This window comes from Actinocrinis sp. (assembly GCF_035938995.1).
GTDB lineage: Bacteria > Actinomycetota > Actinomycetes > Streptomycetales > Catenulisporaceae > DASZGI01.
Genome location: NZ_DASZGI010000290.1, coordinates 1 through 11,346 on the forward strand (window position 1 = coordinate 1; position 11,346 = coordinate 11,346).

General features: G+C 68.9%; 5 protein-coding genes. 2 read left to right on the forward strand and 3 right to left on the reverse strand.

Annotation, left to right across the window (positions count from 1 at the left end; genetic code table 11):
* Positions 1-2,813, reverse strand: a 2,813-nt coding sequence (locus tag VGZ32_RS20075) for a glycoside hydrolase family 3 C-terminal domain-containing protein (protein WP_326887647.1), incomplete at its 3' end; no start/stop codon positions are given.
* 123 nt (positions 2,814-2,936) lie between these two features.
* Positions 2,937-6,260, reverse strand: coding sequence for a discoidin domain-containing protein (locus VGZ32_RS20080; protein WP_326887648.1), 3,324 nt, complete (start codon positions 6,258-6,260; stop codon positions 2,937-2,939).
* Positions 6,261-6,738: 478 nt separating this feature from the next.
* Between VGZ32_RS20080 and VGZ32_RS20085 the strand changes: the two genes are divergently transcribed.
* Together VGZ32_RS20085 and VGZ32_RS20090 are read left to right on the forward strand one after the other, a co-directional pair.
* The gene (locus tag VGZ32_RS20085; protein WP_326887649.1) at positions 6,739-7,314 is read left to right on the forward strand and encodes a dihydrofolate reductase family protein; all 576 of its coding nucleotides are present in this window, start codon (positions 6,739-6,741) and stop codon (positions 7,312-7,314) included.
* 65 nt (positions 7,315-7,379) lie between these two features.
* Positions 7,380-8,315: an LLM class flavin-dependent oxidoreductase gene (locus VGZ32_RS20090; protein ID WP_326887651.1), complete on the forward strand. Its 936-nt coding sequence runs from the start codon at positions 7,380-7,382 to the stop codon at positions 8,313-8,315.
* Here VGZ32_RS20090 and VGZ32_RS20095 read toward each other — a convergent pair.
* Positions 8,285-11,056 (reverse strand): helix-turn-helix transcriptional regulator, encoded by a 2,772-nt coding sequence (locus VGZ32_RS20095; protein ID WP_326887650.1) that lies wholly within the window; start codon positions 11,054-11,056, stop codon positions 8,285-8,287. The genes VGZ32_RS20090 and VGZ32_RS20095 overlap by 31 nt on opposite strands.
* Between the last annotated feature and the right edge of the window lie 290 nt (positions 11,057-11,346).

Consider the following 11,346-nt stretch of genomic DNA (forward strand, 5'->3'; position numbering starts at 1 on the left):
GCCGCGTTGCTGTTGACAGTCAGCGTCCCGGTGCGCGTTCCGGCCGCTGTCGGGGTGAACGTGACCGAGGCCGAACAGGAGGAGCCGGCGGCCAGCGAGCTGCCGCAGGTGTTGGTCTCTGCGTAGTCGCCGCCGGCGGTCACCGAGCTGATCGCCGCCGCCGCGTTGCCGGTGTTGGAGATCGTGACCGACTGTGCGCCCGAGGTGCTGCCGACGTTCTGCGCCGCGAAGGTCAGGCTGCTCGGCGAGGCGGACAGGTTCGCCGCCGGGGGCCCGCCTGCCGCAATGGTGACCTGGCCGGTCAGCCGGATGTCGCGGGACGAAGCACCGACATAGACCTGGTTGACCCCGGCGGCATTGGTCCAGCCGTTGGTGTTCCAGTACTCGAAGCTGCGCGCGTCGAGGGTCAGGCTGACGTGCTGGGTCTGGCCGGGGTTCAGGGTCACCCGCTGGAACCCGCGCAGGTTCTTCGGCGGCTCACCGACACTGCTGGGCTGGCCTACGTAGACCTGGGCGGTTTCAGTCCCTGCGACGCTGCCGGTGTTGGTCACGTCGAACCCGACGGCGACGTTGCCTGAGGAGTCCGGCGCGCCGACGGTGAGGTTGGCGTAGCCGAAGGTGGTGTAGGACAGGCCGAAGCCGAACGGGAACAGCGGGGTCTTGTTCTGCGCGTCGTACCAGCGGTACCCGACGTCCAGTCCCTCGGAGTACTGCACGGTGTTGTTCTGGCCCGGCCACTGCGCCGGGGTACTGGCCGGCACGTCGGCCAGCGACTGCGGGAAGGTCACCGGCAGCTTGCCGGAGAAGTTCACGTCGCCCCACAGCAGCGCCGCGATGGCCGTTCCGTCTTCTTGCCCTGGATACCAGTTCTCGATGATGCCCTTGACCGAGTTCGCCCACGGCATGGTCACCGCCGAGCCGGTGTTGAGCACGACCACCGTGTTCGGCTGCGCCGCGGCCACGCTGGTGATGAGCTGGTTCTGCGCGGAGGACAGGTCGATGTTGTTCAGGTCCGCGCCCTCGCCCTCGGGGTTGTTGACGAAGACGACTGCGACGTTGGCGGCCTTGGCGGCGTTGACCGCCGGGGTGATCAGGTCCTGGTTCGGGATCTGCCAGTCGAGGTTGACCTGGCTGCCGCCGCCGTCCTGGAAGTAGTCCACCTCGATGCTCACGGGCTGGCCGGCGGTCAGCGAGACGGAGCCGGTCTTGGTGGTCGGCGGCTGGTCGGCCCAGTTGTTGATGATCTGCTGGCCGTTGATGAACAGGCGGCTGCCGTCGTCGCTGGTCAGCGAGAAGTTGTAGGTGCCGGTGGTCGGCGGGGTCAGCGTGCCGGTCCACTTGACCGACCAGTTGGTGCCGGGGACCGAGCCGCCGGGCGAGAGGCCGCCCCAGTTGAAGTTGATGTCCGGGTCGACGCGGGTCAGCACCGGGCTGCCGGACAGCGAGTTGTTGGTGTAGTACTGGCCGTACAGGCCGTTGCCGCTGCCGGAGGACGGGGTCAGGTACGAGCTGTCCACGAGCGAGCCGTTAGGGTTCGCGACGCCCTGCGAGTAGGTGACGGTCGCGCTGCTGCCCGCACGGGTCTGAATGCCCTGATAAGGCGTGGTGACGTACGGTGCGTTCACGTGCGCGCTGCCGTTGCCGGCCGTCTCGGCGTCCACGCCGGCGTCGTCGCCGATGACGGCGATCGACTTGTCGGCGGACGTGATCGGCAGGACGGAGCCGCCGTTCTGCAGCAGCACGCTGCCTTCCTCGGCCACCTGCCGGGCCACGGCCGTGTCAGCGGCCGAAGTCACATTGTTGGTCAGGCTGCCGGAGTTCGTCTTGTCGAACAGTCCCGCGGCGAACATCGCGGTGAGGATGTTGAGCACGTGCCCGTCGATGGTCGCCTGGGAGACCTGGCCGGCGGCCAGCGCGTTGGTCAGCGCGGTGCCGTAGTAGGTGCTGCCGTTCATCTCCTGGTCGAGGCCGTTGTCCGCCGACGCGACGGTGGAGTGGGTACCGCCCCAGTCGGAGGTGACGAAGCCGGTGAAGCCCAGCTGGTTGCGCAGGATGGTCTGCAGCAGGTCCGGGTTCTCGCAGGCGAAGGTGCCGTTGACCATCGCGTAGGAGCACATCACCGAGTCCGCGCCGCCCTGCTGGACGGCCGCCTGGAACGCGGGCAGGTAGATCTCCTGCTCGGTGCGGGCGTCGACGACCGCGTTGTCGGAGCTGGTGTTGCGGTAGGTCTCCTGGTTGTAGACCGCGTAATGCTTGACCTGGTCGATCGGGCCCTGGCTCTGGATGCCCTGGATGTCGGCGGCGGCGAGCTGGCCGGCGAGATACGGGTCCTCGCTGTACGACTCGAAGGCGCGGCCCCAGCGCGGGTCGCGCACGATGTTGATGGTCGGGCCGAGCGAGATGTTCGCGCCCTTGGCCCACGTCTCGGCGCCGATCACCTGGCCGTACTGCTGCATCAGCGACGTGTCCCAGCTCGCCGCGCCGGCGACCGGCGCGGGCAGCTCGGTGACGCCGGTCTGGCCGTCGGCCACGCCGGCCGGGCCGTCCTGCAGCCGCAGCTGCGGGATGCCGAGCCGGGTGTTGGCGTCCACGCAGGCGCCGTAGCCGTTGCACGAGCTGCCGCCGTGCATCATGTCGATCTTCTCGGCGGAGGTCATCTGGGCCAGCAGCGCTTGCGCGCGCTGCGCCGGAGTCAGGCTGGTGTTCATCCACGGCGGGGCTGCGGCGTGCGCCGGTGCCAGGATGCTGGCGAAGCCGGCGACGAGCGCGGCCGCGACGACGGCGCGCAGCGGGGTCAGAGTTCTCAAGGCCATTCCTCGAGGGTGAGAGCGGGTGCGAGGGCGCGGTCGCCCGCGCGGCCTGGGCAGAGCAGGCCGCGAGGCGCCGCCGTGGGGGTCTGACGTCGAATATTCGGTGGCGTGTACGCGAGCTCGCGGCTACTGGGCGTAGACCGCGAACTCAGAGGCCTGGCCCGCCGGCCATCCGGTGTTGGCGGTGAAGTTCAGCCGCACATACCGGGTCGTGGCGGACGCGAAGGTGATCGTGACGGTGTTGCCGGTCGATGGGTTGAAGGTGTAGCCCGCCGAGCCGACGATCGTGGTGAAGGTGCTGCCGTCGGTGCTGCCGAGGACGGAGAGGGTTTGGGTGCGCGTCCCCCACGCCGAGGACGGCGGCAGGTTCAGCACGATGCGGCCGATGCTGTGTGCCGAGCCGAGGTCGACCTGGAGCCATTGGGGGAAGGCGTTGTCGGTGCTCTCCCAGTAGGTGCTGGTGTTGCCGTCCACGGCGTTGGCGGGCACGTAGTTCTGCGTCCAGCCGCTCGCGGTCACCGCCTTGTTCAGCGCCAGGTTGGTGCTGGAGGTGACGCCGGTTCCCGACAGCGAGACCGTCAGCGGGCTACCCGGCGCGCTGCTCGCCACTGACAGGCTGCCGCTGGCCGAGCCGCTCGCGGTCGGCGTGAACGTGACGCTGGCCGTGCAGCTCGCGCCCGCGGCGAGCGAGCTGCCGCAGGCGTTGGTCTGCGCGAACGGGCCGCTGACCGACACCGACGAGATCGACACCGAGCTGCTGCCCGGGTTCGTCACCGTGACGGACTGCGCGCCGCTGGTCGAGCCGACGTTCTCGTTGCCGAAGGACAGGCTCGACGGCGACGCCGTCAGGGCACTGCCGTTGGTCCCGCCGCCGGAGAAGATCTGAATCTCGGAGATCTGCCCGGCCGGCCAGCCGGTGTTGGCGGTGAACGTCAGCTTTACGTACCTCACGGTGCTGGGGTTGAACGAGACGCTGGCCGTGTTGCCGGTGGCGGGGTTGAAGGTATAGCCCTGAGATGGAACCAGGGTGCTGTAGTTGCTGCCGTCGGTGCTGCCCTGGACCAGGATCGTCTGCGTGCGCGTGCCCCACGACGAAGAGGGCGGCAGGTCCAACGTCATGCTGCCGATGCTCACCGGGGCGCCCAGGTCAACCTGGAACCACTGCGGGAAGGCGTTGTTCGTGCTCTCCCAGTAGGTGCTGGTGTTGCCGTCCACCGCATTGGTCGGGGGGAAGCCGCCCTGCGAGCCGCTGGCGGTAACCGGCTGGCCGAGCGCCAGGTTCGTCGTCGGAGTGACGCCGCGGCCGGAAAGCGCGACCGTCAGCGGGCTGCCCGGAGCGCTGTTCGCGATCGACAGTGTCCCGGTCAGGTTGCCGCCGGTACTCGGGGCGAAGGTCACGTTGACCGTGCACGAGCCGCCGGCCGCGATCGAGCCGCCGCAGTTGTTGGTCTGGCTGAAGTTGGACGTCGCGCTGATCGAGGAGATCGACGCGGCGGTGGTACCCGGGTTGGTCACCGTCACCGACTGCGCGGCGCTGGTCGATCCGACATTGACGTTCCCGAACGACAGACTCGTCGTCGAGGCCTTCAACGCGCCGGGCTGCACCGGGTCGGGGAAGGTCGTCAGGTCCGGCGTCGTGCTCCAGCCGGAGTTGCCGCTGCCGAGGTTGAAGGCGAATGCGCCCGGGGTGTAGTTGCCGCTGTTGTAGCCGTCGTTGTACGCGCCCGACACGCCGATGCCGCTGGCGGTCACACCGCTGACACTCGCCGAACCGCCGGTCTCCGCCTGCATTACGGTCGTTCCGGTGTTCTGGACCTGCACGTTCTGGATGGTGACGCCGGTGACCGTCTGCCCGGTGCCCGCGCCGCCGACGAACTCGAATGCCTCATACGGGCTGTCGAGGATCGCGCCGCCGCTGTAGTTGACGGTGACGTTCGTGTACGAGGTGTCGTAGGCATCGAACTGGACGGCGCCCATCGGATGGGTCCAGTTCGGGTTGTACGCGCCGGTGCGGATCAGGTAGTTGCCGGACACGGTGATCGTTCCGGACAGCGGCGTGAACGGCTGAAGGAACGCCTCGTTGGAGATGTTGATACCGCTGCCCAGCGGCTCGGTGTCGGCGACCACGTTGTTGGAGATCGTGTTGTTCGAGCCGCCGTAGTCGGCGATGCCGTTGGCCAGCGTCGGCTGCACGATCGTGTTGTTCTCGAACGTGATGTTGGAGTCGGCGCTCGGATACGACCAGATCGCCAGGCCGTCGTCGCCGTCGTTGCGCAGGAAGTTGTTCTTCACCGTGCAGCTGGACGCGTTGCCGTTGAAGTTCAGGCCGTCCGCGTCGGTGGACTCGACGATGCTGTTCTCCACCGTGCAATTGCTGTTGCCGTACTGGAGCCAGAACCCGACGTTCGTGTCCTGGATCCAGAGACCGTTGACGGTCCATCCGCTGCCGAGCGATCCGTCGATCGCGTTGGCGGAACTGTCGTCGTGCCGGCCGACCGTGTTGCCGAGGATCGCGAAGCCGCTGAGGTTGACCGGCCCGGAGACCGCGCCGGCATTCCTGATGAACATGTTGGTCTCGAGCTGCGAGTACCAGTAGCCGGCCCCGATGATCGTGGCCTTGTTCACCGAGAGCGAGGAGCCGATCTTGTACGTACCCGGCGGGATCCACACCGACTCGTTCGCCGAGTTCGCCGCGCTGACCGCGTTGTTGAACGCGCTCGAGGAGTCGTTCGCGCCGGTCGGGTCGGCGCCGTAGTTGGTCACCGAGAGCGAGCCGGAGGGCTGGGACGCGGCGGCCGGGGCGTTGTAGAAGTCTGCCACGTCGATCGTGTACGGCGTGGCGGTGTTGCCCGAGTCCACCTGCAGGCGCACGGTCGTGCCCGACCCGTACGTCTGGCCGAACATCATCCGCACGTCGTCATAGAGCTTGTGCGTCTTGCTGCCGGTGATGTTTCCGGTGGTGATGTAGCTGTACGCCGAGGTCATCGAGAGCTGCTGGCTGAGCTTGTTGCCGTTGACGTACACCGACAGCGTGCCCGAGGAGCCCTGCGGTACGGAGTAGTGCACGTCGAAGGCGTTCGCCGAGCTCGTGAGGGTGAACTGCACGTACTGGCCCTGAGAGCTCAGCTGCACCGCCTCGCGGCCGGACGCCTCGGTGGCCAGGTCGCCCTGGGTGAAGTCGGGGCCGATGATCGTACCGTTGGTACTGGCGGCTTCGGCCTCGTACTCGGTGAACGGGACGCTCGCGCCAGTGCCGCTCGGCACGTTGAACGGGGACTGAGCCCAGTACGGCGGAGTGCCGGGGCCATTCATGGCGAGTGCGGGCGACCCGCCCAGCAGCGCGGGGAGGGTGGCGAAGGCGGTGGCGGCGACGACGGCCGCGGCGGTCAGCCGCGCGCGTCGCCCACGCGCCGTGGGTGGGCGGTCTGCTGATCTTAGGCGCATAGACATCAGCTGGTGAGCCTTTCGGTGGTGGAGGGCGCACCTGTACCGGGGGTGGGGAAAGATGCCGGCTGTGTGCGGGTCCTGACGACGCGGCACGGCCGCCGACGACGCCCACGACACGAGGAGCGACCCTGATCCTCGACGGTGATCTTCCCGGCCACCACGCCGGGAGCGCCATGCCCGGCGGCCGGCCCTGCGAGCGTGCGGGCGCGCACGCGGCGGACGACCTGCGGCGTGGTGGCCGCCGAAAGCAGGGGTCTGCGAACGACGGGCATGGCGGTTCCCCGGTGGGTGTGGCGAGAGCGCCGGTGGGTTCAAGCGCTGCGCGGAGCGTAGAACCGTCGACACATGTCCGCAATATTTAGGAGAAGAATTAGAAATATCTGCAAGGAGATTCGCAAGTGCTTGCAATCCCTGTCCAAACCTTGCAGATCATGACTCGGCGACGGTATTCGATCCCGGCACGGGCGACTACGCTCCAGTCATGGCATTGGTGATCTGCGACATGTCCATGTCGCTCGACGGGTACGTCACCGGCCCGAACGACAGCCGCGAGAACCCGTTCGGCGACGGCGCGGGGATGCTGCACGATTGGATTTTCGGCGCGGCGACCGACGATGACCGGGCCCTCCTGCAGGAGCTGCTCGACTCCGTCGGCGCGGTCGTGATGGGCCGCAAGTCGTTCGACAAGAACGAGGGTGACGGCGGCTGGGGCGAGGGCGGCCCGGTCGGCGACACCCCGTGCTTCGTGGTCACCCACAACAGGCCGACCACGGCTTACCCGCCGGTGTTCACCTTCGTCACAGACGGCGTGGCCAGCGCGATCGAGCAGGCGAAGCGGGTGGCGGGCGACAAGTTCGTCGGCCTGCACGGCGCGACCGTCATGCAGCAGGCGCTCCCGCTCGGCCTGGTCGACGAGATCCGCGTGCACATCGTGCCGGTGCTGGTGGGTGGAGGCACGCCGCTGTTCGGCACACTGGATTCGTCGATCACGCTCGAACGCACTCGGACGCTGGTGACCCCGGCAGCGACGCACGTCGGGTTTCGAGTCCTGAAGTAAGCGGGATCTGAGCGGCGGGCGGCTTCAATCCACGGGAGGGCATTGTGTCTGCTGACACCAGCAGGGTGAGTTTCGGCATCAAGACGAGCCAAGTCGGCACGACCTACGAGCAGATCCTTCAGATCTGGCGCGAGGCCGAGGCTCTGCCAGAGTTCGAACACGCCTGGCTCTGGGATCACCTCGTGCCCATGCGCGGCGACGTCACCACCCCGGCGATCGAAGCATGGACGCTGCTCGCCGCGCTCGCTGCCCAGACCAGCCGGCTTCGGCTGGGCGTGATCGTCACCAGCAATCGCATCCGGCCCCCTGCCGTGCTTGCCAAGATGGCGGCCACGGTCGACATCATCGCGCGCGGTCGGCTGGTATTCGGGATCGGCGCGGGCGGCAGCGCGGTGAGCGATCCTCGGGTGCGGGGCATCGTGGATCGCGAGTACGCCGCCTACGGAATCGACATCGTCACGCCCGGCGAGGCACTGGCCGCACTCGGCGAGGCGTGCACCCTGGTCAAAAGGCTGTGGACCGAGGATAAGCCCTTTGACTTTCCGGGGGATTGTTACCAGCTGAGGGGCGCCATCTGCGAGCCCAAGCCCGTCCAACGTCCGGGTCCGCCGATCATGATCGGTGCCGGCGGGGAGCGAGCCCTGCGGGTGGTCGCCGAACACGCGGACATCTGGGCGAGCCCCAGCTTCACGGCCGAGGACTTCCGCCACAAGAGCGCCGCTCTCGATTCGCAGTGCGCCGCGATCGGCCGCGATCCGGCCGAGATCACCCGCTCGGTTCAGGTCTTGTTTACTGCGCAGGAGCCGCCGTCGGACGGCTCGGCCCGCTTCCCCGGGCCGACCGGCGCTCGCGCGTTGCTGACGGAACTGATCGACGCGGGTGCACGGCATGTGGTCCTGAGCCCGATCGACATGCCGTCATTGCGGTGGGTCGCGGACGAGATCGTCCATCCGGTCCTGTCGCTGACGCGTCAGCGGGATGCGGGCTCGTCGCCGGCGTGATCGACGCCTGATTCGGATGACCCCTCCGGCTTGAGCAGCCGCGCGACCTCGGTGCGGGACGTGATGCCGAGCTTGTGCAGGATGTTCGAGACGTGCACGGCCGTGGTCTTCGGCGAGATGTACAGCTTCTTCGCCAGCTCGCCGTTGGTCAGCCCGGCGGCGACCAGCATGGCGACCTCGCGTTCCCGGGGCGTAAGCGCCTCAGGGCCGGTTACCGCGCGCCGGCTGGCATCGGGGAAGACGCCCAGGCGGGAGCGGACCTGGTCCAGCTCCTCGACCCGCCATCCCCACCAGTGCGCCAGCAGCTCGGCGGCGGCCTCGACATGCCGGACGGCTTCCGCCTGCCGGTCCATCGCGAGGAGGCAGCGCGCCGCGCCGACATGCGCCGTACCGCGGACCGACGGCGGGAGCAGCCCTGATTCGGTCGCGGAGCGGTAGCCGTCCAGGGCGGCGGCGCCCTGCCCGAGTACCTCGGCTAGCTGCGCGTCGACGATCGTGCGCCACTCGTCGGAGACGCCGACCGCGACCAGACTGTCCGCGAGTGCTTGGATCCGGGCCAGCGGCAGACCCGCGCTCAGCGCGCACGAGAGCAGGTCGTGCGCCTGCGAGCCGCTGCGCCAGGGCTGACCGTCGAGGCCTTGGATCACCTCGTCGACGAGGCTGTCAGCCTCCTGCGGCCGGGTGCGGCAGATCAGGTGGAAGCGCAGTCCGGTGATGACCAGCGGACTCTGCCAGTTCAGCGCGCTCGCCTCGGCAACGAGCTCCGCGGCCCGCCGGTACTGTCCGGCCTCCAGGCTCAGCCCGGCATCGAAGACGATGTGGTAGTCGGCGCGACTGAAGCCGTGCAGATACGCGCTGTCGCGGGCGCGCCCCTGCCGTAGCGCGTCCATCGCGTCGCGCAGCCTGCCTTCCCTGACGGCGAGCCTGGCCAGGCCTTGGAAGTACGCCGCGACCGCGAGCCGCTCGTAGCCGGCCCGCTCGGCAGCGCTGCGCATCCGCTCAAGCACTTCGGTCTGTTCGGTCACCGAGCGGATGGGGCTCATGAACAGGAGGTTCAGGGCGCGCGCGGCAAGCACCCAGTCACCCAGCTTCTCGGCGTCGTCGGCCACCTGTGCGACCATCGCCTGAGCCTGCGCCCGCTCGCTCGGATCTTCACCGAGCGCGTTCGCCTTCTCCAGCAGCGCGGCGAGCCGGACCCCGGGCAGGTCGAGACGCTCCGCCACCTCAAGCGCCTTGTCCGCCCACGCGATCGCCGCGTCGGTCTGGTCCCGCAGCACCGTCGACTGCGCGACCGCGACCATCGCACGCGCCTGGTCAGCGCCCGGCGGCAGTTCGCCGAGCAGGTCTTCGATCGCTGCCGTGTACCGCTCCATCTCGGGGATGTCGTCGATTTCGAAGGCGACACGCATCAGCACATACAGCGCCTGGGCACGGTCCGCCGGGTCGTCCGACGCGTCCCGCCAGCGCCGCGCGTAGCCTGTCGCGTCGTCGTGGAGACCGACCAGCCAGGCGGCCCGCGCCGCGCCCGCCAGCAGCTCGGCTTCGTCGCCGGCCTCGGCCAATCCCATCTCGGCCAGCTGAAGCGCCTGGTAGGCGGAGCCGATCGACAGGTACCGCGCAGTCCCCTGACGAGCCGCCGCGACCATATCGTCGTACCGGCCCGCGGCCTGGGCGTGGTGCGCGACGAGCGCGGGATCGGCCTCCCCTTGCGCAAGCAGCACCTCGAGGGCCGCCTCGTGCAGGCGCCGCCGCTGCCGGCCGAGCATCCGCTCAGTCAGCGCCTCGCGTACCAGCGCGTGACGGAACGCGAATTCGTCCTCAGCGGCCTCGGTCAGCAGGCCGCGCGCAACCAGGTCGCGCAACACGTCGATCAGCCTCTGCTCGTCCGTGCCGCTGACCACTGCGAGCAGATCGAACGGCACCCGCTGGCCGAGCACGGCGGCGGCCTCAACCACGCGAAGGCTCTCCGGGTCGAGGTCCTCCACCTGGCGGCGCAGCACCTCGGCCAGGCTCCACGGCAACGGCTGCTCAGCCAGCGACTCCAGATCGTCGCCCTCGCGGCCGCGCAACAGTTCCTCGAGGAAGAACGGGTTGCCTCCGGTGCGGTGGTACATCGACGCGACGAGCCGGTAGGGCACCGGCCTGCCCGCGACCGCGGCCAGCAACGCCGCCGTGTCGTCCTCGTCGAGCCGTTCGAGCCGCAGGTGGCTCACCTCGTAGCGGCGCTCGAGCCGGGCCAGCAGCGCGGCCAGCGGATGCCGGCTGGTCACCTCGTCGGGCCGGTAGGTGCCGATGATCAGCCCCGGGCCGATCCAGTCGGCGATCCGCTCGAACAGCGCCGCGCTCTCCGAGTCGACCCAGTGCAGATCGTCGAAGACGATGACCGCCGGCGCGCCCCCGATGCTTTGTTCGACCAGGTCGAGGCCGGTGTGCAGGCGCTCGACCGAGCTGCGTGCCGGGTCGGTCAGTTCTCGCAGCTGCGAGGAGTCGTGCAAGCCGAGTGCGTCGATGAGCAGTTCGTAGGGACGGGCCAGCGAACCGGGCTCCGCCCTTCCCACCAGGACGGTGGTCCCGGCCGGAAGGGTGGCGAGCAGTTCTTGGACGAGGCGGGTCTTGCCGATACCCGGCTCGCCGGCGATGAGCGCGACCTCGCAGCGACCGGAGCGCGCCAGCCGAGTCAGCTCGCGCAGCTCCGCGTCGCGCCCGACCATCATCGGGCTGGTGCTGCGCTTCGCTCGCATCCGCCCAGCGTAGCGGCGGTTCGGGTGTCGCGGACAGGCACGGCCCGCGTCTTGCGGTCGCGGCGGAGCGAGCTGAGCAGGCGGTGCCGCTCGGCCTGAGCGATCAGTGCCTGCCGACGGTCGGCGACTATGGCGTATGACATTTCCGGATGGATAAACATCTTGTACTCCCCGTACTTCGGTCTGTCTGTCCTGATGCCTCCATCATCGGTTCGCGAGACGCCGCTGAAATCGGGAGCCGATACCTATATTCGGAGGTCGTCGCATACCTAGACGGCCTCCGCTGCTGC

What these genes read in the sequence shown, in the direction of transcription:
- VGZ32_RS20080 (WP_326887648.1), bottom strand. Translation starts at nt 6,260, where the DNA reads ATGTCTATGCGCCTAAGATCAGCAGACCGCCCACCCACGGCGCGTGGG.
- VGZ32_RS20085 (WP_326887649.1), top strand. Translation starts at nt 6,739, where the DNA reads ATGGCATTGGTGATCTGCGACATGTCCATGTCGCTCGACGGGTACGTC.
- VGZ32_RS20095 (WP_326887650.1), bottom strand. Translation starts at nt 11,056, where the DNA reads ATGCGAGCGAAGCGCAGCACCAGCCCGATGATGGTCGGGCGCGACGCG.